Source organism: Rhodovulum sp. DZ06, assembly GCF_050586345.1.
Taxonomy (GTDB): domain Bacteria; phylum Pseudomonadota; class Alphaproteobacteria; order Rhodobacterales; family Rhodobacteraceae; genus JBOCEF01.
In genome coordinates this window covers 1-22,828 of the sequence record NZ_JBOCEF010000063.1, presented here as the reverse complement: position 1 = coordinate 22,828, position 22,828 = coordinate 1, and the positions used below count along the sequence as shown (strand labels likewise).

The window sequence follows — 22,828 nt, the reverse complement described above, 5'->3', positions numbered from 1 at the left end:
CCCCCCCCCCCCCCCCCCCCCCCCCCCCCCCCCCCCCCCCCCCCCCCCCCCCCCCCCCCCCCCCCCCCCCCCCCGGCGCTCTCTCGGCTGCACGCCGGGACCCGCGAACGCCCCATGGGCGCCCGCGGACCCCGCCGCGTCAGGCCTTCGGCTCGCTGCGCAGGCCCTTGATGATGGACCAGCAGGCCAGCAGCAGCACGATGGTGAACGGGAAGCCCGTCGACACCGCCATCGCCTGCAGGGCCGCGAGGCCGCCGCCCAGCAGCAGCGCGATCGCCACCAACCCCTCGAAGCAGGCCCAGAACACGCGCTGCGCGGTCGGGGCGTCCACCTTGCCGCCGGCAGTGATCGTGTCGATCACCAGCGAGCCGGAGTCGGAGGAGGTCACGAAGAACACGATCACCAGCACGATGCCGATCATCGAGGTGATCGAGGCCAGCGGCATCTGCTCGAGCATCACGAACAGCTTCAGCTCCAGCGCCGCGTCGGCGACGCCCGAGGCCCCCGAGACGACCTGGTCGATGGCGGCGCCGCCGAAGGCGGACATCCACAGCACCGAGACCAGCGACGGGATCAGCAGCACGCAGATGATGAACTCGCGCACCGTGCGCCCGCGGGACACGCGCGCGATGAACATGCCCACGAACGGCGACCAGGAGATCCACCACGCCCAGTAGAAGGCGGTCCAGCCCTGGGAGAAGTTGGCGTCCTCGCGCCCGAACGGGTTCGAGAGGGCGGGAAGATGCTCGCCATACGCCGCGAGGTTCGAGAAGAAGCCGGTCAGGATGTCCACGGTCGGGCCGATGGCGATGACGAAGACCAGCAGCAGGGCCGCGAGGGCCATGTTGATCTCCGACAGCCGCTTCACGCCCGCGTCGAGGCCCGCGACGACCGAGATCAGCGCGGCGCCGGTGATGGCCCCGATCAGCAGGATCTTGGAGGTGTCGGTCACGCCGATGCCGAACAGGTGGTCGAGGCCGGCATTGGCCTGCTCGGCGCCGAAGCCGAGCGAGGTGGCGAGGCCGAACAGCGTCGCGAACACCGCGAGGATGTCGATGACGTGGCCGGTCCAGCCCCAGACCCGCTCGCCGAAGACCGGGTAGAAGACCGAGCGCATGGTCAGCGGCAGGCCCTTGTTGTAGCTGAACAGCGCCAGCGCCAGCGCCACCACCGCGTAGATCGCCCAGGGGTGCAGGCCCCAGTGGAAGATCGTGGCGGCCATGCCGAGCGAGGCGGCCGCCTCGGCGTCGCCCGCCGCGGCGCCCAGCGGGGCCCAGTCGGTGCGCGCGCCGTTCTCGCCCACGGAAATCCCGCCCATGGCGGACGAGTAGTGCGAGATCGGCTCGGACACCCCGTAGAACATCAGGCCGATGCCCATGCCGGCGGCGAACAGCATCGCGAACCAGCCGGTGTAGGAGTAGTCGGGGGTCGCGTGCGCCCCGCCCAGCCGGACCTTGCCCAGCGGCGAGACGATCAGGAACAGCGACAGCAGCACGAAGATGTTCGCGGCCCCGAGGAAGAACCAGTCGAGGCTGGCGGTCAGCCAGTTGCGCAGGTCGGTGAAGAGGGTCGCGGCCTGCTCCTGGAAGCCCAGGGTCAGCGCGACGAAGACGACGATGGTCGCGCCGGAGATGGCGAAAACCGGGTTGTGGATGTCGAAGCCGAGCTTGGCGAGCTCGAATTCAACGTTGTCCTGGCCGACGGTGTAATCGGTGTCGATGGGGTTCGCGGGACCATCGGGGGTCGGGATGCCTGTCGAGTCGTCCGGCTCGGTGGCGCTCATGTCCTCGTCCTTTCGCTCGGCCCGGTGCGGCTTTCCTGGGATGACGCCGCGCGGGCCGAGTTGGCGCGGCGCATCCCCGACCCCGGCAACCGTAGCGCCGGGGATCACGGTTTCAAACCGTGACGAATCGAAGACGAATCAAGCGGGGCGTTAACGACCCATTGAGGTCAGATGCCGCCCTTCTTGTGCAGGCGCCACAGAACGACCCCGGTCATCACCAGCCAGACCGCCGCGAGCCCGCCCCAGGTGACGGCATAACCGAGGTGATCGTTCTTCAGATTGACCGTCACCGGGCTGGCCCTGGGGAAGTCCCCGGCGCCCTCTTCCGCCACGATCATCACCGGCTCGGTCCCCAGCGCGTCGGCGAGTTTCCAGGGGTCGCGGCCGAACCAGTAATTCGCCTCGAGGTCCGGCTCGGGCGTCGCGCTGGTGATCTCGTCGGGCCAGAGCAGCGCGCCGGTCACGGTCCCGGCGGGGAGCGCGCGGGCGGCGTCCTTCTGGTCCTGAGGCACGTATCCGCGGTCGACGAGGATCCTGCGCCCCTCCGCGGTCTCGAACGGGGCGATGATGCGGAAGCCGGGGCCCCAGGGCTTCATCGAGGAGAGGTTGTGCGCCTCGCCCGGCAGGAAGCGGCCCTCGACGCGCACCCGCAGGTACTTGTCGGCGACGGGGTCGGGATCGGCGGGAAGGGCGACGGGCTCGGCGTTCAGGCGCTCCTCGAGCTGGGCGATGACGCCGAGCTTCCAGTCCAGCCGGTTGAGCTGCCAGTTGCACAGCGCGACCAGGATCGCGGCGCCGATGAGGCCGAAGGCGAGGACGGCGATGACGCGGGCCATGGGCGAAGCTCCTGCTGCTTGGGGCGGCGTGAGGGGGGAGGTAGCGGAGGAGGCGGGGCGCGGCAACCCGGCGCCGGGCCGCGCGCGGGGCGGCGCCGGGACTGCCCCGGGCGCGCGGCCCCGGGGGGGCGCGGGGCGGGCGGGCCGATCCGGGCGCGCAGCGGCCGGGAGGTCCGTGCGCCCTGCGCCGGCGCCCTGCACTGGCGCCCTGCGCTGGGGGACGTGCGGGGGGCGTGCGGCCGTCGGGGGCGTCGAGCCCCCTCCGCCCGGCGTCGCCCGCGGCGCCGCGCGCGCCGTCCCGGCGGGTGCGACGGAGCCAACGGGTGCGACCCCACCGGTTACGAGGGCGGCCGAAACGCGGGCGGGCGGCGCATCGCTGCGCCGCCCGCCGAAGGTCTTGCCGGGGACCGCTCGGCCCCCGGGCCGGGGTCGCCGCCGGGTTCGCCGCCGGGGTCAGCCGCCCCAGATGTAGACGGCGGCGAACAGGAACAGCCACACGACGTCGACGAAGTGCCAGTACCAGGCGGCGGCCTCGAAGCCGATATGCTTGGTGGCGGTGAAGTCGCCGACCATGCCGCGGAACATGCAGATCGCGAGGAACAGGGTGCCGACGATCACGTGGAAGCCGTGGAAGCCGGTCGCCATGTAGAAGTTCGCGCCGTAGATGTTGCCCGAGAAGCCGAAGGTGGCGTGGGAGTACTCGTAGGCCTGGGTGATGGTGAAAAGCACGCCCAGGATCACGGCGATGGCGGTGGCCTTCACCATGGTCTTGCGGTCGTTGTCATGCGCGATGGCATGGTGCGCCCAGGTCGCGGCGCAGCCCGAGGCCAGCAGGATCAGGGTGTTGATCAGCGGCAGGTGCCAGGGGTCGAAGGTCTCGATGCCCGCGGGCGGCCAGGAGGCGGCCAGCACCTCGGTGCCCTGGATCTCGCCCATCGGGTAGAGGGCGTGCTTGAAGAAGGACCAGAACCAGGCGACGAAGAACATCACCTCGGAGGTGATGAACAGGATCACGCCGTAGCGCAGGCCGATCTGGACGACCGGGGTGTGGTCGCCGGCGCGCGATTCGCGCACCACGTCCGCCCACCAGGCGTACATGGTGTAGAGCACCAGGGCGAAGCCGGCGGCGAACAGCAGCCAGCCGTTGTCATGCATCCACATGACCGCGCCGAACAGCATGACGAAGGCGCCGATGGACCCCAGCAGGGGCCACGGGCTGGGCGGCAGAACGTGGTAGTCGTGGTTCTTCTCGTGGGCCATGCGTGGTCCTCCGGATTGCAGGCGTCCCGCGTGCGCGGGGTCAGTTCACCGACGGCGCCGAGCCGCCCTCGAGGGCGGCGGCCTTCTCGGCCTCCGCTTCGGGCAGGTCGGTTTCGTGGAAAGTGTAGGACAGGGTGATGGTCTTGAGATCCTTCGCCTCGGCGTCGTCTACCAGTTCAGGATCGACGTAGAAGGTGACCGGCATCTTGACGGTCTCCCCGGGCTGAAGGACCTGCATCTCGAAGCAGAAGCAGTCGATCTTGACGAAATAGGACCCGGCGCTGAACGGGGCGACGTTGTAGCTCGCCGTCCCGGCGACGGGCCGGTCGGTCGGATTGTGCGCCTCGTAGAAGGCCAGCCCGGTCTCGCCGATCTTCAGCTCCACCTGGGTCACCTCGGGACGGAAATCCCAGGGCATGCCGCGCTCGGTGTTCGCGTCGAAGCGGATCTTGACGGTGCGGTCCAGGACCTTGTGCTCGCCGCCCGTGGCGACCTGCGTCTCGCCGCCATAGCCGGTGACGCGGCAGAACCAGTCGTAGAGCGGCACGGAGGCGAAGCCCATCGCGCCCATGAAGGTCACGATGCCGACGGTCCAGGCGACGGTTTTCTGTTGCGAGGTCAGGGCCATGGTCAGAACGCCTGCATCATCTGGCCGCTGGACAGCTTGGCGATCGTCACCATGAAGACCAGCAGCACGAAGGCCAGCAGCACGCCCCCGAGGGCGATGTTGCGGCCGCGACGGCGGCGGTGAAGCTCGTGTTCTTCCTTCTCGATCATTCCCGTGTCTCCGTCAGAACAGCGCGTGGGCGGCCCAGTAGTCGCCGATGGCGGACTTCGTCACAGCTTCGACCATGAGGGCGGCGAAGTGAAGGAACAGGTAGATGATGGAGGCCCGGAACAGCGCCTTCTCGGGCGCGAACCGGTCGGCCTCCGCCTCGGCCTCGGTCCGGGTCCAGAGCGGCAGGGCCAGCTTCAGGAACCAGGCGTTCAGCACGATCGCGGTCGCGAGGTAGACATAGCCGCCCGCGGTGGAGAAGCCCGGCGCGATGGCGACCGGCGCCAGCAGGATCGAGTAGATCACCATCTGGCGGCGGGTGGAGCGGTGGCCGGCGACGATCGGCATCATCGGCACGCCCACCCGCTCGTAATCGATGTTGCGGAACAGCGCGAGCGCCCAGAAATGCGGCGGCGTCCACAGGAAGATCAGCCCGAACAGCAGCACCGAGACGAAGGACACCTCGCCCGTCGCCACGGCCCAGCCGAGCATCGGCGGGAAGGCGCCCGCCGCGCCGCCGATGACGATGTTCTGCGGCGTCGAGCGCTTGAGCCACATCGTGTAGACGACGGCGTAGAAGAAGATGGTGAAGGCCAGGATGAAGGCCGAGAGCGGGTTGGCGAACAGCCCCAGCATCATCACCGACAGCAGCGACAGCGCGAGGCCGACGGCCAGCGCCTCGGACGGGGTCACCTTGCCCGAGGCGGCGGGGCGCTGCGAGGTGCGCGCCATCTGCGCGTCGATGTCGGCGTCCCACCACATGTTCAGCGCGCCGGAGGCGCCCGCGCCTACGGCGATGCAGATGATCGCGGCCATCGCGATCACCGGGTGCACCGCGGTCGGCGCCGCGATCATGGCGGCGGCGGCGGTGAAGATCGACAGCGACATCACCCGGGGTTTGAGCAGCGCCACGTAGTCCCGGAATTCGGGTTCGGGCGCGCTGCGGGCGATATTGTATGCGGCGTCGGTCAACAAGCTCTCCGTCGGTTCGACGTCATGGCGAAGGTCTGGGTCGTCGTCCTGCGCCTCACCGGGGCCTCCCGCCCCGGGACAGGCGCCGCGGCCCGGCTGCGGACCGCCCTGCATGGCGGGCCCTGTGAGGCCGCGCCTTCGCCCCTGCGCCCGCGATGCGGGCCGGGGCGGCGCCGGACCGGGGGCAGGTCACGCCGCGCCGCGGTCCGGGATGCGCCCCGCTCCGGGGACGCGGGAGCGGCGCGGGGGAGCCCCCCGCGCCCGCCTCCGGGCCTCACTCGGCCGAGGCGACCTGCACGCGGCGCGGGGCCGGGTTGGAGGCGTAGAGCTCCTTGGCCTGCTCGAGCCAGGCGTCGTACTCGTCCTGCGGCAGGGCGCGGACCACGATCGGCATGTAGGAGTGATCCTTGCCGCAGAGCTCCGAGCACTGGCCGTAGTAGCGGCCGGGCATGTCGACCTGGAACCAGGTCTCGTTCAGGCGGCCGGGGACGCCGTCGATCTTCACGCCGAAGGCGGGGATGGTCCAGGAGTGGATCACGTCGCCGGCGGTGACCTGCATGCGGATCTTCTTGCCGACCGGGATCACGATCTCGGTGTCGGTCTGCAGCAGCCAGGTCTCGCGGGTGACGTTGTACTTCTCCATGTTGGCGCGCACGTCCTCGTCCGCCATGGCGGCGTCGAAGGAGGGCATCCCGGCGCCGATCATGAAGGCGTCGAACTCGAGCCCCTCATCCGGGTAGGAGTAGGACCAGTACCACTGGTTGCCGGTCGCCTTGATGGTCATGTCCGTCTCGGGGACGTTCACCTGCTTGTGCAGCAGGTTCAGCGACGGCACGGCGATGATCACCAGGATGATGATCGGCACCACGGTCCAGATCACCTCGATCACCGAGTTGTGGGTGAAGCGCGCCGGGGTCGGGTTCGCGGAGGCGCGGAACCGGATCAGGATGATGACCAGCAGCGCGGTCACGAAGATGGTGATCGCGGCGATGATGTAGAGGATGAACCCGTCGAGCCACTGCAGGTCCTGGGCCAGGTCCGTCGCGGCCGGCTGGAAGCCCATCTGGGCGGGGCGCGGCACGCCGATGTTCTCCTGGGCCGTCGCGGCGCCGGCGAAGAGGGCCGCGGCGCCCGCGCCGAACAGCGATCCTGCGAGCTTGTCGATGCGCATGTGTTCGTCTTCCCGTTCTGTATCAGGGCCCCGGACGGGCCCGCGCCCCCACGCCCGGCGTCGCCGCCGCGGGGGGCCTGTCTCCCGCTATCGTCCTCGCATGAGAGCATATGAGGACGCAATCGTTTCGTCGGCACACCGTATGTAGCCGGAACGCTCCGCATTCAAGCGCCGCCGTTTGCGGCATTGCGACGCTCGCGCGACCGTGGTGAGGTGCGCGCACGCATGCCGGGCCGGTTGCGGGGCCCCTGATGCCCCGTCCGGGCGGCGAAGGAAAGAAGGACATTGGCGCCATGACGGCACGAGACACGTTCCGCCCATTCGAGACCGACCTCGACGAGGGCGCGGCGCTGGCGATCCTGCGCGACGCCGTGGCCGGGGCCGATGACGGGGAGCTGTTCCTCGAACGCCGCCGGGCCGAGACGCTGGTCTTCGACGACGGCCGGTTGCGCACCGCCTCCTATGACGCGGGCGAGGGATTCGGCCTGCGCGCCGTGGCCGGCGAGACGGCGGGCTACGCGCATTCGGGCGAATTGTCGGAAGGCGCCCTGCGCCGCGCCGCCGAGACCGCGCGCCTCGCCGCGCGCGAGGGCGGCGGCGTGCTGGCCGGGCCGCCGAGCCTTGCAAACCGCCGTCTTTACGGGGATCTCGACCCGATGGCGGGCCCCGACTTCTCGGCCCGGGTCGAGACGCTGCGCGAGATCGACGACTACCTGCGCGGCGCCGACAAGCGGGTGGTGCAGGTCTCGGCCAGCCTCAACGCCGCCTTGCAGGAGGTGGAGATCCTGCGCCCAGAGGGCGGGCGGCTGGCCGAATCCCGCCCCCTGGTGCGGATGAATGTCAGCGTGATCGTCGAGAAGGACGGGCGGCGCGAATCCGGCTCGGCCGGCTGCGGCGGGCGCACCGGCGTCGAGGGGCTGGTGGACCCCGCCGCCTGGAAGGCGCTGGCCGACGAGGCGCTGCGCCAGGCGCTGGTGAACCTCGAGGCCGAGGACGCCCCCGCCGGGGTGATGGAGGTCGCGCTCGGCCCGGGCTGGCCGGGGATCCTGCTGCACGAGGCCATCGGCCACGGGCTGGAAGGCGATTTCAACCGGAAGAAAACCTCGGCCTTCGCCGGGCTGATGGGCAAGCGGGTGGCCGCGCCGGGGGTCACGGTCGTCGACGACGGAACGATTCCCGACCGCCGCGGCTCGATCAGCTTCGACGACGAGGGGACCCCGTCGTCGCGCACCACGCTGATCGAGGACGGGATCCTGGTGGGCTTCATGCAGGACCGGCAGAACGCCCGCCTGATGGGCGTGCCCGCCACCGGCAACGGGCGGCGCGAAAGCTATGCCCACGCGCCGATGCCGCGGATGACCAACACCATCATGCTCGGCGGCGACGCGGCCCCCGAAGACGTGGTGGCGAACGTGAAGGACGGCATCTACGCGGTGAATTTCGGCGGCGGCCAGGTGGACATCACCAACGGCAAGTTCGTGTTCTCCTGCACCGAGGCGTACCGGGTGAAGGACGGCAGGATCGGCGCCCCGGTGAAGGGCGCCACGCTGATCGGCGACGGCGCCACCGCGCTCAACAAGGTGCGGATGGTCGCGAACGACATGGCGCTGGACCCCGGGATCGGGACCTGCGGCAAGGCGGGCCAGTGGGTGCCGGTGGGCGTCGGCCAGCCGACGGTGCTGATCGACGGGCTGACGGTGGGCGGCGCGGCGGGCTGAGGCCGGCCGGGGCCGCGCCGGGCCCTCCCCACGCCGCCTGCCTGCGCGTCCCCTTCGGCGGGGCGCGCAGGCGGGCGTGTTGATGCACGCGGCGATTGTCCGCTTCGCAATTGCGGCGCGACGGCGTATTCCTTGCGTATTGCCCCTGATCAGAGATTGAAACGCCCCGCGTGTCGTTTCCGGCGGAGAACTCATGACCGATGGATATCCGGGCGCTTCGGCCCCGCCCGCGCCCCTTGTTTCGGATGACCGCGCCGCCGCCGCCGCGGCCCGCCTGCGCCAGCGGCTGACCGAGGACGGGCTGGCCGCGCCCGACGCCGAATCCATGGCGCTGGGGATCGAGCTCGCCGCCCACCGGATCGAGCGCGGGCGGCCGGGCTTCCACGCCGTCGCGCTCGGGGTGTCCGCCGCGCTGCGCACCGACCCGGGCCGCCTGCGCCGCCACCTGCGCGGCTGGTACGAGGGCGCGCGCGGGCTGATGGAGGATGACGGCCGCGCCACCGATGCGCTCGATTCGCCCGAAGGGGTGCGCGACGCGCTGCAGGACCTGACCGGCGAGGGCGGCGCCCCCGCCCGGGTCCCCGCGCCCGCCGCGCCCCCTGCTCCTGCCCCCGCCCCGGCCCCCGCCCCGACGATGGCCGACGCGCCCCGGCCCGGCGGCTTCGCCGAGCCCGCGGCGGAGCGCCCGACGCCCCCGAAGCAGGCGCTGTCCCCGGGCGCCGCCGACGCCGACGCCGCGCCCGACGCCGCCCCAGCGGCGCGGACCGACGGGCTGTTCGGCGCGCTCGAGGCCGCCGAGACCGCGGTGCGCGATGGGACGGCGGTCAGCTACGGGGCCGATTCGCCCCTCTCGGCCCCCGATGACGACGACTTCACGGAAGAGGACATGGCGTTCTATTCCGGCAATGGCGGCCGCCGCCGGCGCCGCCGCCAGCGGGACGAGCCGAAGGTCGGCGTGCGCCGCTCGGACATGCTCTGGGGCGCGCTGTTCGTGCCGGGGGTGCTGGCCGGGCTGGCGGTGTTCCTGCTCGCCATCACCACGCCGCCGATCAACTTCATCACCGGGCTCGACCGCTGGCAGGTGTTCTCGGGGTTGCAGGCCTCGGGGATGGCCATGGCGCTGTGGCTGCCCGCGCTGACGCTGGTGCTGCCGCCGCTGTGGTACGCGATGAACCGCGGCTGGTACGTGATCCTGGCCGCGCCCTTCGTCTTCGCCTTCGCGACGGCCGCGCTGACGGCCATGGCGGCCTTCATCGTCACCCGCTCCTTCAGCCATCCCAGCTTCATGCCCGAGGCCGAGAACTGGCTGCGCCTCTGGGGCCCGATCGTGCTGGCCTGCACCATCAGCGTCTCGTTCGGCCCCTACCTGCGCCGGTTCAACCGCCGCACCTTCCGCAAGCTCGGCAAGTGGTGGGACCGCCGCTTCGGGAGCGGCGCATGACCGGCCCCGGGGAGATGCGGGCCGAGGCCCCCCGCCGCCCCGGCCTGCCGCGGCTCGCGCTCGGCCTCCTCGCGGGCTGGGTCGCGGGCGGGCTGGCCCCGGCGCTGGCCGTGGGCGCCATGCTGCTGATGATGATCGAGGACCCCTATTCGGCCCAGCAGCAGGCGCGCTTCGCGGCGCTGGCGCTGTCGGTCCCGATGGGGATCTTCATGCTGACCGGCGGCGTGGCGATCATGGCCGGGCTGCTGAAGGCCGGGCGCCGCGCGATCCTGGATTTCGCGCTGGCGGGCGCGGCCGGGGGCGCGCTGTTCGGCGTGCTCGCGCCCATGGCGATGGGGGACGAGACCAACCTCGCCGCCGTCGCGGTGCTGGCGGGCTGCGGGCTCGAGGCGATGCTGATCGCCCGCGCCGTGGGCGGGGTGCGCAAGGCGGCCTGACCGCCCTGCCCCGCCGGACACGAAAAAGCCCCGCGGCGCGCCTGCGCCGCGGGGCTTTTCATGCGCCCGGCCCGGGGAACGGCCGTCCCGGGAACCGGCGTCAGTAGGAGGCCGCCGCGTAGATCCGGGTCAGGTCGCCGCCCCACTCGGTCTCCCACAGGCGCAGCAGCTCCTCGGCCGGGGTCTCCCCGGTCTCGACGCTTTCCTTGAGGGCGTTGAGGAAATGGGTCTCGTCCGGCACCAGCCCGCCGGCGCCGGTGCGCCCGCGCGCCTTCAGCCCGGCCTCGGCGATCGAGAGGCAGCGGGCCGCGAGGTCGCGCATGGTCCCGCCGCCCGGCGCCTCGGCCTTCAGCCCGCGGACCGAGGCGTCGACGCGCAGCGCCTCGCGCTCCTCCGCCGTCCAGCCCTTGCACAGGTCCCAGGCCGCATCCAGCGCGGCCTGGTCGTACATAAGCCCCACCCAGAAGGCCGGAAGCGCGCAGATCCGCCGCCACGGGCCGCCATCGGCCCCGCGCATCTCCATGAACTTCTTGATCCGCGCCTCGGGGAAGATGGTGGTCAGGTGATCGGCCCAGTCCGAGAGCGTCGGCGTCTCCCCCGGCAGCGCGGGCAACTTGCCGTCGAGGAAGTCGCGGAAGCTCTGGCCCAGCGCGTCGATGTATTTCCCGTCGCGATAGACGAAATACATCGGCACATCGAGCGCGTAGTCCACGTAAGCCTCGAAGCCCATCCCGTCCTCGAACACGAAGGGCAGCATCCCGGTGCGAGAGGCGTCGAGGTCGCGCCAGATGCGCGAACGCCAGGAGACATGGCCGTTCGGCTTGCCGTCGAAGAACGGAGAATTGGCGAAGAGCGCGGTGGCCACCGGCTGCAGCGCCAGCGCCACGCGGAACTTCTTCACCATGTCGGCTTCGGAGGCGAAGTCGAGATTCACCTGCACGGTGCAGGTGCGGTACATCATCTGCGTGCCATGGGTGCCGACCTGGCCCATGTAGCGGGTCATCAGCGCGTAACGCCCCTTGGGCATCACCGGCATCTCTTGTTCCGACCAGATCGGCGCGGCGCCGAGGCCCATGAACCCGGCCCCGATCTCGTCCGCGATCGATTTGACCTCGCGCAGGTGCGCGTTGGCCTCGTCGCAGGTCTGGTGGATCGTCTCCAGCGGCGCGCCGGAAAGCTCCAACTGGCCGCCCGGCTCCAGCGACACGTTGGCGCCGTCCTTGGTCAGGCCGATCAGCTTGCCGCCCTCTTCCAGCGGCGCCCAGCCATAGCGGTCGCGCAGCCCGCTCAGCACCGCGAGGATCGAGCACTCCCCTTCATAGGGCAGCGGGGCGAGGTCGGACTTGCGCCAGCCGAACTTCTCGTGCTCGGTGCCGATGCGCCAGTCTTCGGCGGGCTTGCACCCGGCCTCGAGATACTGGGCAAGCTGGTCGCGGCTTTCGATCGGGCCGCCGCCCGACTGGGGAATGGACATGAAGCGGGCCTTTCCTGGCGGGCGGATGTTCAGGCAGACTTAGAAGGCGGCGCGCCGGGCCGCAAGGGCGGGCGTGGCCCCGCCCCGTTCACGATGCGGAAACGTCGCCCCCCCGGCGCCAGACCGCGTGCATGGCGGGGCCGGCCCCGGCGATGGCCTTCAGGGCCTGCGCCTCGGAGAAGCCAGGCAGCGCGGCGAGCGCCTCGGGCAGCGATTCCACCCCCGACGCGCCCGCGGGCACGCGCAGCGCGGGGCCGCCCGTCTCGCGCAGGATCCAGGTGGCGTTGGGGCCGCTTTCGACATCCACCGCCCGCAGCTCGTCCAGCGACAGCACGCCGCCGGTTTCGGGGCCCAGATAGGTGATCCGCCGCTCCTCGATCATCACCACGCCCGGGTCCATCGCCCGGCCCCCGGCGAGGCCGCGCAGGAAGGCGAGCCGCGCCCACAGCACCGAGGCGCCGCCGAGCAGCACCATCGACCAGCCGAAGATCCCGCCCTCGAGCACGTTCTCCAGCCCGAAGCGCAGCAGGATCAGCGCGAGGGCGGCCGAGACGGCGAATTCGCCCCAGCGCAGCCGCAGCGCGGTGGCGCGCGAGGGGGGCGGCGGCGCCCCGGCGGGACGGCGCGCGCCGATGGCGCCCCCTCCCGCGCGTCGCTCGAAGCCGGTCATGCTGCGTCCTCCTCTGCCTGGTCCGCGCCGTCCCCGGCGTCGGCCGCATCGTCATCCGGCGCGGGAGACGCAGCGCCCCAGTCGCCGAGCGCGGCCTGCCACAGCGACAGGGCCGCCACCGCGGCGGTATCCGCCCGCAGGATGCGCGGCCCGAGGCCGACGGGCAAGGCCGCATGGTGAACGCGGAGTGCAGAAATCTCCTCGGGAGCGAATCCGCCCTCGGGGCCGATCAGCACCGCCCACGGCCCGGGACCCGCGGCCGGGTCGCCCTCCGCCGCCGCCGCGCGCAGCACCTCGAGCGCCGGGCGCGCGTGCCCGCCGCCCTGCCCGCGTTCATCGCAGAACAGGATCCGCCGCTCCGCGGGCCAGTCCGCCAGCAGCTCCGACAGCTGCACCGGGGCCGCCGCCCCGGGGATCTCCAGCCGCTCGCATTGCTCGGCCGCCTCGCGCGCCGTGGCCTGCATCCGGTCGACGCGCAGCCGTTCCGAGTTGGTGCGCCGCGTGAACACGGGCTGGAGGCGCGAGACGCCGAGCTCCACCGCCTTTTCGATGATGAAATCGGTGCGGGCGCGTTTGACCGGGGCGAACAGGAGCCACAGGTCGGGCGCCGGGGCCTGGTCGCGCAGCAGGCGGCGGGCGGCGAGGATGCCGCCGCGCTTCGAGCCTTCGACGATCTCCGCCAGCCATTCCCCGTCGCGGCCGTTGAACACCCGCAGCACGTCGCCGACGCCCCTGCGCATGACGGCGAACAGGTAATTGGCCTGGTCCTTGTCCAGCGGGATCGCGACGTCGGGCCCCAGGTCCGCGTCGAGGAAAAGCCTGATCTTTGCGGCGTGTTCCGGCATAAAGCCCTCCATGACCTCGCACCTTGATACCGCTCCCCCGGCCCCGGATGGAAGGGTCGCCGATGCAACCGACCGCAACTGGGTGGACCGGTTCGCGCCGCCCTGGTCGCGCCCCTGGCTGCGGCTGAGCCGCGCCGACCGGCCCGCGGGCACCTGGCTGCTGCTGCTGCCCTGCTGGTGGGGGCTGATGCTGGCCGCCGCCGCCGACCCGAACGGCCTGCGGTGGGAGGATGCGTGGATCTTCGCGGTCTGCGGCGTCGGCGCCTTCCTGATGCGCGGCGCGGGCTGCACCTGGAACGACGTGACCGACCGCAACATCGACGGCTCGGTCGAGCGCACGCGCTCGCGCCCCATCCCCTCGGGGCAGGTGACGACGAAGGGCGCGCTGGTGTGGATGTGCATCCAGGCGCTGATCGCCTGCGCGCTGCTGGTCACGCTGCACCCCGCGGCGATCCTGCTGGGGGTCGTCTCGCTCCTGCCCGTGTGCATCTACCCCTTCATGAAGCGGGTGACCTGGTGGCCGCAGGTGTTCCTCGGCATCGCGTTCAACTGGGGCGCGCTGCTGGCCTGGGCGGCGCACACGGGCTCGCTCTCGGCCGCGCCGGTGCTGCTGTACCTGTCGGGCATGGCCTGGACGATCTTCTACGACACGATCTACGCCTGCCAGGACATGGAGGACGACGCGCTGATCGGGGTGAAGTCCACCGCGCGGCTGTTCGACGGGCGCACGCGGCCGATCCTGCTGGGCTTCATGGCGCTGACGCTGGTCCTGTCCGCGCTGGCGGTGATCGCGGCGCTGGCGGGGAACCCGGCGGCGCTGGCGCTGGGGCTGCTGGGCGTCGCCGGGTTCGGCTGGCGCCTGCACTGGGAGTGGCGGCAGGTCGACCCGGGGAACAACCCGCTCTGCCTCCACCTGTTCCGCGACAACCGCAATGCGGGGCTGCTCCTGTTCGCCGGGCTGGCGCTGGCCGCCATCGCCTGAGGGGCGCCATCGCCCCGGGGGGCCGCGCGCCCCCCTCCTGCGGCCCGGGGCGGCGCCCGCGGTCATCTTCCGTTGATGCTGTTCGCGTTTGCGGCGCCCTCTCCCTCAACCGGATCGCAACCCCGCGGCCCCATGGTCCCCCCCGAACAGACGGACCGGGTCATCCCCCGGTCCGCGCGTGCCGAGTTCACATCCGCTTCGTGGGGGAGCGTGCTTCATGCCGACCGAACCGACCGACCTCGAACAATACGCCCTGGAACTGGTCAACCGCCTGCGCCTCGATCCCACCGGGTCCTTCGACCGGTTCATCGCGGACGCGGCGACCGGGACCGCCCATGACCCCGGCGTCACCGCGGCGCTGGCCTGGTTCTTCGTCGATCTCGACGCGCTGGCCGCGCAGCTTGGGTCGCTGACCGCCGTGGCGCCGCTGGCCTGGAACGGGCTGCTGCACGACGCCGCCGCGGGCCATAACGCGGCGATGCAGGCGGCGGACGAGCAGTCCCACCAGGTCGAGGGAGAGGCGCCGCTGGGCGCCCGCGTCGACGCCACCGGCTACCTGTGGACCACCCTGGCCGAGAACGTCTACGCCTATTCCGAGAACCCCGATCACGCCCATGCGGGCTTCGTGATCGACTGGGGCTACGACACCGGCGAGTCGACCTATGACCGCGCCGGCGGCGACGGCATCCAGGACCCGGCGGGCCACCGCAACGCGCTGATGTCCGCCAATTATTCCGAGATCGGCATCGACTGGCTGGCCGACAGCTCGGGGCTGACCTCGGTCGGGCCCTGGCTGACGACGCAGGTGCTGGGCACGGCGGTGTTCTCGGGGCCCAAGGTGCTCGGCGTAGTCTACGCGGACGCGGATGCGGACGGCGCCTACTCGATGGGCGAGGGCGCGGCGGCCGCGATCTCGATCGCCGCCGGCGCGCCCGTCGCCGCCCAGGCCGCGGGGGGCTACAGCCTCGACGCGAATATCGGCGTGCAGCGCATGGCCTTCTCCGGCGGCGGGCTGGAGCGGGACATCGAACTCGACGTCACCGTGGTGGACCGCAACGTGAAGATCGACGTGACCGCGGACGGGTTCATCGCGTCCTCCGGCGACGTGGCGGTGCAGTCCTGGGCCGCGGGGCTGAAGGCGCTGAGCCATGACGGGGTCGAGCTGCGCGGCGGCCATGCCGACGAGTTGATCGAGGGCGGGCGCGGCGACGACGACCTGTTCGGCGGACGCGGCGCGGACCGGATCCAGGGCGGCAAGGGCTTCGACACGATCTGGGGCGGCGGCTTCTCGGACGGGCTGTCGGGCGGCACCGAGGGCGACGAGATCCACGGCGGCCGCGGCTGGGACCGCATCTATGGCGGCCAGGGCGACGACCAGCTTTACGGCGACGAGGGGAACGACTTCCTGGCCGGCGGCGCCGGGCGCGACCGGATCGAGGGCGGCGACGGCGACGACCGGCTGCGCGGCGGGCGCGGCGCCGACACCTTCGTGTTCGACGCCAGCGACGGGACCGACCGGATCGAGGACTGGGAGGCGAAGGACCGCATCAACCTGCGCCCCGCGGGGGTCGAACTGGCCGACATCATGATCGGGACCAGCGGCGACGACGCCGTGCTGGCCTTCGCCGCCACCACGGTGATCATCGAGAACGCGGCGGGCATCTTCTCGGAGGCCGACCTGCTGCTGGCCTGAGGGGCGATCACCGGGAGGGGGCGCGGGCGCCCGCCCAGGGGGCCATGCCCCCCATTCGCCTGCGCCGGGCGGTCGGCGCCGCCCACGCGCGCCGGACCGACCGCAATCCCCGGGCGCGACGGCGCCGGGCGCGCGAGGCGCGGCCGAGCGGGGGGCTCGTCCCCCCGAGGCCGGGCCTTCCCCCCCGCCGGACGGCAAGCGCCGGACCTGAAAAGCCGGACGTGAAAAGCCCCCGCGCGGACCGACCGCGCGGGGGCTTTCGCCTTTCCGCCCGCCTTTGCGTGGGCCGAAGGATCAGTCCTGTTTCGGGCGGTCGTCGTGATCGAACAGGATCCGCGCCGCGTCCCCTTCCGGGTCGCGATACTGGTCCGAGCGCAGCGTCCACAGGAACGCCCCCAGCCCGACCAGTCCCAGCAGGATCGAGATCGGGATCGTGAACATCAGGACGGTCACGACCGGCCTCCTTTCATCCGCCGGATCCGCAGCGCGTTCAGCGTCACGATGATCGAGCTCGAGGACATCGCCAGCGCCGCGATCAGCGGCGTGACGAAGCCCGCCGCCGCCAGCGGCACCGTCACCAGGTTGTAGAGGCCCGCGAACTGGAAATTCTCCAGCGCCCGGCGCCGGGCCGCGCGGGCCACGTCCACCGCCGCCAGCACCGGGGACAGCCCCGCGCCGGTGAACACGAAGCCCGCCGCCGCGCGGCTGACATCCGCCGCCGAGGACGGGGAGATCGACGCCTCGGCCGCCGCCAGCGCGGGCGCGTCGTTGATGCCGTCGCCGACCATCATCACCTTGCGCCCCTGCGCCGCCCAGTCCTCGAGCCGCGCGAGCTTGCCCGCCGGGGTCACCGCGGCCTCGAACGCCTCGATCCCCGCCGCCGCGGCCGCGCGCGCCACCGGGCCGGGCGCGTCGCCCGACAGCAGCGCCACCTCGAAGCCGCGCGCCTTCAGGCCCGCCACGACCTCTGCCGCGTCCGCCTTCAGCGGGTCCTCGAACGCGAAGCGCACCGGGGCCGCGTCGCCCAGCTTCAGCCAGACCGAGGAGAACCCGTCGCCCGGGTCCGTCCCCTCGCACCAGTCGCCGCGCCCGAGCCGCGCCTCCACGCCCGCCACGCGCCCGGTCATGCCGCGACCCGGAAGCTCTTCCAGCCCCTCGACCGCCGCCGGGATGACGCCGCGCGCCGCCGCCGCCTCGGCCAGCGCCTGGCTGAACGGGTGGCGCGACGCCCCGGCGAGGGCCGCCGCCGCCGCCCAGGCGGCTGCAGTCTGCGGCCCGTCATCCGGCCCCGAGGCCAGCCTCGGCGCCCCTTCCGTCAGCGTTCCGGTCTTGTCGAACACCGCCACGTCGCACAGTGCCAGCCGCTCCAGCGCCGCGCCGTCCTTGAGGAACACGCCCGCCCGGAACAGCCGCCCGCCCGCCGCGGCATGCACCGCGGGCACCGCCAGCGCCAGCGCGCAGGGGCAGGTGATGATGAGCACCGCGGCGGCGATCATCACCGCCTCGCGCACGTCCATCCCCCACAGGATCCAGCCGATCCCCGCGGCGGCGGCGGCGACATGCACCACCGGCACATAGACCCGCGCCGCGTGATCGGCGAGCCGGGTGTAGCGCGTCTTGGCGTTCTCGGCCGCGTCGATCATCCGGGCGATCCCGGCCAGCAGGGTCTCGTCCCCCACCGCCGTCAGCCGCACCCGCAGCGGGGCCGAGAGGTTGACCACGCCCGCGTGGACCTCCGCGCCCTGCCCCGCCGCCTCGGGCGCGCTTTCGCCGGTGATCATCGAGCGGTCGAGGTCCGACAGCCCCTCGACCACCTCGCCATCCGCGGGCGCGCGTTCCCCGGCCGCGACCTCGATCACGTCGCCGGGGCGCAGATCCTCGACCGGGACCACCCGGCGCATCCCGTTCTCGACCAGCGTCGCGGAATGGGCCTGCAGCCCGCAGAGCTCCGCCGCCGCCACCCGCGCCGCGCGGCGCGTGCGGTGGTCGAGGTAGCGACCGATCAGCAGGAAGAACAGCAGCGACACGGCCGCGTCGAAATAGGCGTGGGCGCCGGACTGGATCGTCTCGGACACCGACACGCCCATGGCCAGCAGCACGGCGAGCGAGATCGGCACGTCCATGTTCGCCCGCCCCGCCCGCAGCGCCAGGATGGCGTTGCGGAAGAAGGGCGTCCCGGCGAAGGCCGCGGCGGGCAGCGCGATCAGGGCCGAAACCCAGTGCAGCAGGTCCCGCGTCGCATCCGTCGCCCCGGACCAGACCGAGACCGACAGCAGCATCACGTTCATCATCGCGAAGCCCGCGACGGCGAGCCGGGCGAGCAGCGCCCGGCCCTCGGAATCGCGCTCGAGGTCGCGCATGGCGTCGGCGTCGAAGGGGCGCGCCTCGTAGCCGAGCGCGGCGAGGCCCTCGAGCGCGGCCTCGGGCGCGGCGTCCTCCGACAGGCCCACGGCGACGCGCCGGTGGGTCAGGTTCACCCGGGCGGTGTCGATCCCCGGGGCGCGCGGCAGGCGGCTCTCGATCGTCTGGATGCAGGCGGCGCAGTGGACCTCGGGGGCCAGCAGCTCGATCTGCCGCCGTCCGTCGGCGCCGCGGCGCACGAAGCGGGACAGCCCGCCGGTCCCGGCGGTGAAGGCCGCGGCGCCGGTCGGGCAGCACGCGCCGCCGAACGCGCTCTCGGGCGCGTCCGTCGCGCCGGTCATGGTTCCGCCGTCAGGCATCTGGGGGGCCCCTTCGGGCAGGCGGCGCCGGGCGCCGCGAAAGAACGGGAACGGGCGGCGGGAACGCGCCCCGCCGCCCGGGGAAGATCAGCGGATCTCGAACTCGGTCACCACGTGGTGGCGTCCGCCGGCGCCGTCGGCGGCGGTGATCTCGACCCGCCACATGCCGTCGTCGAGCGGGGTCTTCATCACGTAGACGCCGGGCTGGGCCGGGTCGGGCAGCAGCGCGACCTCGCGGTCCTCGGCCAGGGTGGCCGGGCGGCCCACGACGGCCTGGACGTCGAGCCCGCGCAGGGGCCGCCCCTCGGCGTCGGTGAAGCTGGCGTGGAGCGCGTGGCCGGCGGTCGACACCGCCACGTCCCAGCCCAGCGCCAGCTGCGCCTGCCGGTCCTTGTCCCAGCTCTGGCTCGCGACGTAGGAGTTCTTGACCACCAGCCCCGGGAAGCCGCCGATCGCCTGGGTCATCATGTAGACGTTGACGCTGATGATCACGCCGAAGAAGGCGACGGCGATCAGCAGGACGTGCTTGCCGGTCAGGGGGCGCCCCCCGGCGGGGGCGCTTTCGCTGCGTTCGGTCACGGGCCGTGCTCCTTGGGTCCGAGGAAGAGGGTATGCTCCGCCGAGCGTTCGCGCGTCGCCTGGTCCTCGATCCAGATCTCGACTTCCGAGCGTTCCTGGAGGTTGGCGAAGGGCAGCGTGGTCAGGAAGACGCGCAGGTGGCGGGTCTCGTCGGCGGGCACCGTGAACTCGAGCCACTCTTCGCCCTGGATGTCCATCGACAGCGGCATCTCGGAGCGCTGGGACAGGGTGAAGGTGTGCGGCTCGTTGTTCATGTTGGCCACCTTGATCGTGTAGCCGTTGCGCACGTTCCCGTCCGACAGCATCACGAAGGTCGGGTTGCGGTCGCGGGCCACCGTCAGGTCGATGGAATCGCGCATGAAGAGCGAGACGACCATGGCGACGCCGATGCCGGACCATAGCACGAAATAGACCAGCGTGCGGATGCGGAAGATGCGGCGCCAGATCGGCGGGTGGGTTTCGCCGGCGGCCTCGAGGCGCTCGTCCTCGAGCGTGCAGTAGTCGATCAGCCCGCGCGGCTTGCCGATCTTCTTCATCACGTCGTCGCAGGCGTCGATGCACAGCGCGCAGGTGATGCATTCAAGCTGCTGGCCGTTGCGGATGTCGATGCCCATCGGGCAGACCGCGACGCAGGCGTTGCAGTCGATGCAGTCCCCGAGCGGGACCCCGTCCGCATCCGTCTGCCGCTTGCGGTGCTTGCCGCGCGGCTCGCCCCGGTGGGCGCGGTAGGACACGGTGATGGTGCTCTCGTCCATCATCGCGGCCTGGATGCGCGGCCAGGGGCAGGCATAGGTGCAGATCTGTTCGCGCGCGAAGCCGCCGAAGGCGAAGGTGGTGGCGGTCAGCACCAGCATCGAGGTGTAGGCGACCGGGTGGGCCTGGCCGGTGACCAGGTCCATGAACAGCGTGGGCGCGTCGGCGAAGTAGAACACCCAGGCGCCGCCCGTCGCCAGCGCGATCAGGAACCACGAGGTCCACTTGGTCATGCGCAGCCGGGCCTTGCGGGCCGACCAGGGCTGTTTCAGCAGCTTGATCCGGGCGTTGCGGTCGCCCTCGACCCAGCGTTCGACCAGGATGAAGAGGTCGGTCCACACCGTCTGCGGGCAGGCGTAGCCGCACCACACGCGCCCCAGCGCCGAGGTGAACAGGAACAGCCCGATCCCCGCCATGATCAGAAGGCCCGCGACATAGTAGAACTGCTGCGGCCAGATCTCGATCCAGAAGAAGAAGAAGCGGCGCGAGGCGAGGTCCACCAGCACGGCCTGGTCAGGCATGTGCGGGCCGCGGTCCCAGCGGATCCAGGGGGTGATGTAGTAGATCCCCAGCATCAGCCCCATCAGCCACCATTTCAGGCTGCGGAACGTGCCGGACACGCGGCGGGGAAAAACCGGAATCCGGGCGGCGTAGAGCGACGGCCCCGGGTCGGCGTCTTGTGCGGACATGACGGTATGAAACCTTCGAATGTGGATTTCGTCGGTCGTGTTATGCGAAGCCCCAGATGGCCATGCCTTGATCGAGGTCAATCCCGCCGGGGCCCTGCGCCGCAGGGGGCTGCGGCGTCTGCGCGCCCCGGCAGGCGCCGTCCAGGGGCCGCGCCGGGGCGGCGCCCGGCCGCGCGCGGGCGTTCACGCATTCAAAACCGTGCATGAACAGGAGGTTGGCCCGCGCCGCCGCCGGGGCCCGCCCGGGCGCCGCCCGTCGGCCCCGGCCCGCGCCGCCCCCGCCGGGCCGCGCGCCGCGGCGGCGGCGCGACGATCACGACGCCGCGAGACCTGCGCGCGCGGCCTCCGGTCCCGCCCGGAGGCAGCGGCCGAGTCGCCGCGCCGCCCCCCCTGGCGCACCCGTTGGCGCCGCCCCGGCCGCGAACCCTGCCGCGGCCCCGGTCACGAACCCTGCCGCGGCCCCGCGGCGGCTTCAGTCCGCGGGCGCGCCCCCGCGCGCGGCGCCGCCCGCCGCGGGCGACCGGCGCACCCGGGCCGAGATGCGGAAGGTCACGCCGCCGCCGGGGGTGTCGTCGACGGTCAGCGTGCCGCCATGCGCCTCGCACAGGGTGCGCGAGATGAACAAGCCCAGCCCCGAGCCGCCCGAAAGCGGCCGCGCGGCGCGCCCCGCCCCCCCGGCCGACGGCGCCCGCTCCGGGCCCTGCACGTGCCGCTCGAACGCCACCCGCTTGAGCGCGTCGGACATGCCCCGCCCGTCATCGGAGACGTCGATGGTCAGCAGCAGCGCCCCCGGCTCGGGCGGCGCGTCGTGCAGCGCCGCGCGCACCGCGATGCGCCCGGCGCCGGAATGGGTCAGCGCGTTGCCCAGGAGGTTGCTCAGCACCTGCCGCAGCCGGCCCGGCGCCCCGGCCACCGGCCCGCGGGCGCCGTCCAGCGACAGCTCCAGCGTCACCCCCGCCGCCTCGGCCGCGGGCGCGAAGATCGAGACCGCCTCCTCGACCAGCGCCGCGGGGTCGAACACGCTGCGGGCCGCCATCGTCTCGCCCGCCTCGATCCGCGCAAGATCGCCCACGCCCTCCAGCATCTCCGCCGCCTGGCGCGCCGCGGCGGCGGCCGAGGCGGCGAGGCGGCGCAGCATCGGGTCCGAATGCGCCTGCTCCAGCAGCTCGGCCGCGCCGAGAATGACGTTGAGCGGGGTGCGCAGCTCGTGCCGCAGGTCCGAGATGAAGGCGGATTTGAGCGCCGAGGCCGCCTGGATCCCGGTCTTGGCGCGCATCAGCCCGGTCAGGTCCTGCTGCACGCCGATCGCCGCGGGCGGCCCGTCGCCCCCCGGCAGCGCCATGACCCGGCAGCGCACCGTCGCCAGCTCTCCGTCCCGGCGCAGCAGGCGCAGCGGCAGGTCCCGCGGCGCGCCGGGGGCGGCGAACATCTCGTGCAGCGCGGTCAGCGTGGGGTCGAGATCGGCGGGATGGATCGCCCCGCGCCAGGCCTCGGGCGTGTCGGGCAGGCTGCGCGCGTCATGGCCGAGCAGGCGGCGCATTCCCGGGTCCATCCAGGCGGCGGCGACGCCCCTCGCGGCCCCGTCCGCGCCCCCGGCGCCGCCCCGCCCATGATCCGGGCGCCCCTGCTCCGCGCGCCCGGCGCCCGGAACCGCCCCGTCGGCGCCGGGGGCCGCGGTCACCACCCATGCGCCGTCGAAGGCGGCCGAGGCGAGGAAGCCGCGCAGCGCGGGATCCGCCATCCGGGCGGCGATGGGCGCGGGCGGCCAGCCGGACCCGAATACCGGCCCGGCCGCGTCGGCCGGGCCCGCCCCGCCCGGCGCGCCTTCGTCGTCATGCATGTCCTGCGCCCCCGCGAACGGGCCGTTGCGCCGGGGTCACGACCGGCATCGACCCGTGCGAATGCTCGCATCTTCGTGAAGCCTTGAAAACAGGTTCTGCAATTCAAACGCGAACGCGGGGGGGGGGGGGGGGGGGGGGGGGGGGGGGGGGGGGGGGGGGGGGGGGGGGGGGGGGGGGGGGGGGGGGGGG

General features: G+C 72.7%; 20 protein-coding genes. 5 read left to right on the top strand and 15 right to left on the bottom strand.

Annotated features, from left to right (window positions below):
• Window positions 1-139 precede the first annotated feature (139 nt).
• The 7 genes from ACQ5SO_RS19550 to coxB all read right to left on the bottom strand — a co-directional run bounded on the left by ACQ5SO_RS19550 (window position 140) and on the right by coxB (window position 6,797).
• Window positions 140-1,783 carry a BCCT family transporter gene (locus ACQ5SO_RS19550; protein WP_430943329.1) on the bottom strand — a complete coding sequence of 548 codons (1,644 nt, stop codon included), beginning with the start codon at window positions 1,781-1,783 and terminating at the stop codon, window positions 140-142.
• 167 nt (window positions 1,784-1,950) lie between these two features.
• Window positions 1,951-2,619: an SURF1 family protein gene (locus ACQ5SO_RS19545; RefSeq protein ID WP_430943328.1), complete on the bottom strand. Its 669-nt coding sequence runs from the start codon at window positions 2,617-2,619 to the stop codon at window positions 1,951-1,953.
• Window positions 2,620-3,072: 453 nt separating this feature from the next.
• Window positions 3,073-3,879 (bottom strand): cytochrome c oxidase subunit 3, encoded by an 807-nt coding sequence (locus tag ACQ5SO_RS19540; protein ID WP_430943327.1) that lies wholly within the window; start codon window positions 3,877-3,879, stop codon window positions 3,073-3,075.
• A gap of 40 nt (window positions 3,880-3,919) precedes the next feature.
• A complete protein-coding gene (locus tag ACQ5SO_RS19535) occupies window positions 3,920-4,507 on the bottom strand; it encodes a cytochrome c oxidase assembly protein (protein WP_430943326.1) in 588 nt (195 codons plus the stop codon).
• Between the two features lie 2 nt (window positions 4,508-4,509).
• Window positions 4,510-4,656, bottom strand: coding sequence for a hypothetical protein (locus ACQ5SO_RS19530; protein WP_430943325.1), 147 nt, complete (start codon window positions 4,654-4,656; stop codon window positions 4,510-4,512).
• 13 nt (window positions 4,657-4,669) lie between these two features.
• On the bottom strand, window positions 4,670-5,626 hold the full coding sequence (locus tag ACQ5SO_RS19525; RefSeq protein WP_430943324.1) for a heme o synthase: 957 nt from the start codon (window positions 5,624-5,626) through the stop codon (window positions 4,670-4,672).
• Window positions 5,627-5,900: 274 nt separating this feature from the next.
• Window positions 5,901-6,797 (bottom strand): cytochrome c oxidase subunit II, encoded by an 897-nt coding sequence (gene coxB, locus ACQ5SO_RS19520; protein ID WP_430943323.1) that lies wholly within the window; start codon window positions 6,795-6,797, stop codon window positions 5,901-5,903.
• Between the two features lie 293 nt (window positions 6,798-7,090).
• On the opposite strand from coxB, the gene tldD reads away from it, so the two are divergent.
• From tldD to ACQ5SO_RS19505, 3 genes are all read left to right on the top strand, one after another.
• Window positions 7,091-8,515, top strand: coding sequence for a metalloprotease TldD (gene tldD / locus ACQ5SO_RS19515; protein ID WP_430943322.1), 1,425 nt, complete (start codon window positions 7,091-7,093; stop codon window positions 8,513-8,515).
• Window positions 8,516-8,708: 193 nt separating this feature from the next.
• Window positions 8,709-9,956, top strand: coding sequence for a hypothetical protein (locus ACQ5SO_RS19510; RefSeq protein ID WP_430943321.1), 1,248 nt, complete (start codon window positions 8,709-8,711; stop codon window positions 9,954-9,956).
• Window positions 9,953-10,393 carry a hypothetical protein gene (locus tag ACQ5SO_RS19505; RefSeq protein WP_430943320.1) on the top strand — a complete coding sequence of 147 codons (441 nt, stop codon included), beginning with the start codon at window positions 9,953-9,955 and terminating at the stop codon, window positions 10,391-10,393. The genes ACQ5SO_RS19510 and ACQ5SO_RS19505 overlap by 4 nt, the downstream gene beginning before the upstream one ends.
• A gap of 100 nt (window positions 10,394-10,493) precedes the next feature.
• Here ACQ5SO_RS19505 and ACQ5SO_RS19500 read toward each other — a convergent pair whose 3' ends face one another.
• The 3 genes from ACQ5SO_RS19500 to ACQ5SO_RS19490 form a co-directional block, all read right to left on the bottom strand.
• Entirely contained in the window at window positions 10,494-11,867 is a 1,374-nt protein-coding gene (locus tag ACQ5SO_RS19500; protein WP_430943319.1) for a glutamate--cysteine ligase, read from the bottom strand.
• 88 nt (window positions 11,868-11,955) lie between these two features.
• Complete coding sequence (locus ACQ5SO_RS19495) at window positions 11,956-12,537, bottom strand: hypothetical protein (protein WP_430943318.1); 582 nt, start codon at window positions 12,535-12,537, stop codon at window positions 11,956-11,958.
• Window positions 12,534-13,382, bottom strand: coding sequence for a 16S rRNA (uracil(1498)-N(3))-methyltransferase (locus ACQ5SO_RS19490; protein ID WP_430943317.1), 849 nt, complete (start codon window positions 13,380-13,382; stop codon window positions 12,534-12,536). Before ACQ5SO_RS19490 ends, ACQ5SO_RS19495 begins: the two co-directional genes overlap by 4 nt.
• A 10-nt stretch (window positions 13,383-13,392) precedes the next feature.
• On the opposite strand from ACQ5SO_RS19490, the gene ubiA reads away from it, so the two are divergent.
• Window positions 13,393-14,364: a 4-hydroxybenzoate octaprenyltransferase gene (ubiA, locus tag ACQ5SO_RS19485; protein ID WP_430943316.1), complete on the top strand. Its 972-nt coding sequence runs from the start codon at window positions 13,393-13,395 to the stop codon at window positions 14,362-14,364.
• 217 nt (window positions 14,365-14,581) lie between these two features.
• Complete coding sequence (locus ACQ5SO_RS19480; protein ID WP_430943315.1) at window positions 14,582-16,057, top strand: CAP domain-containing protein; 1,476 nt, start codon at window positions 14,582-14,584, stop codon at window positions 16,055-16,057.
• Between the two features lie 294 nt (window positions 16,058-16,351).
• Here ACQ5SO_RS19480 and ccoS read toward each other — a convergent pair whose 3' ends face one another.
• The 5 genes from ccoS to ACQ5SO_RS19455 form a co-directional block, all read right to left on the bottom strand.
• Window positions 16,352-16,510, bottom strand: a complete 159-nt coding sequence (ccoS, locus tag ACQ5SO_RS19475; protein ID WP_430943314.1) for a cbb3-type cytochrome oxidase assembly protein CcoS — start codon at window positions 16,508-16,510, stop codon at window positions 16,352-16,354.
• The gene (locus ACQ5SO_RS19470) at window positions 16,507-18,777 is read right to left on the bottom strand and encodes a heavy metal translocating P-type ATPase (protein WP_430943313.1); all 2,271 of its coding nucleotides are present in this window, start codon (window positions 18,775-18,777) and stop codon (window positions 16,507-16,509) included. Before ACQ5SO_RS19470 ends, ccoS begins: the two co-directional genes overlap by 4 nt.
• An 87-nt stretch (window positions 18,778-18,864) precedes the next feature.
• Complete coding sequence (locus ACQ5SO_RS19465) at window positions 18,865-19,356, bottom strand: FixH family protein (RefSeq protein WP_430943312.1); 492 nt, start codon at window positions 19,354-19,356, stop codon at window positions 18,865-18,867.
• Window positions 19,353-20,798, bottom strand: a complete 1,446-nt coding sequence (gene ccoG, locus ACQ5SO_RS19460; RefSeq protein ID WP_430943311.1) for a cytochrome c oxidase accessory protein CcoG — start codon at window positions 20,796-20,798, stop codon at window positions 19,353-19,355. Before ccoG ends, ACQ5SO_RS19465 begins: the two co-directional genes overlap by 4 nt.
• 472 nt (window positions 20,799-21,270) lie before the next feature.
• Window positions 21,271-22,638 carry a PAS domain-containing sensor histidine kinase gene (locus ACQ5SO_RS19455; protein ID WP_430943310.1) on the bottom strand — a complete coding sequence of 456 codons (1,368 nt, stop codon included), beginning with the start codon at window positions 22,636-22,638 and terminating at the stop codon, window positions 21,271-21,273.
• Between the last annotated feature and the right edge of the window lie 190 nt (window positions 22,639-22,828).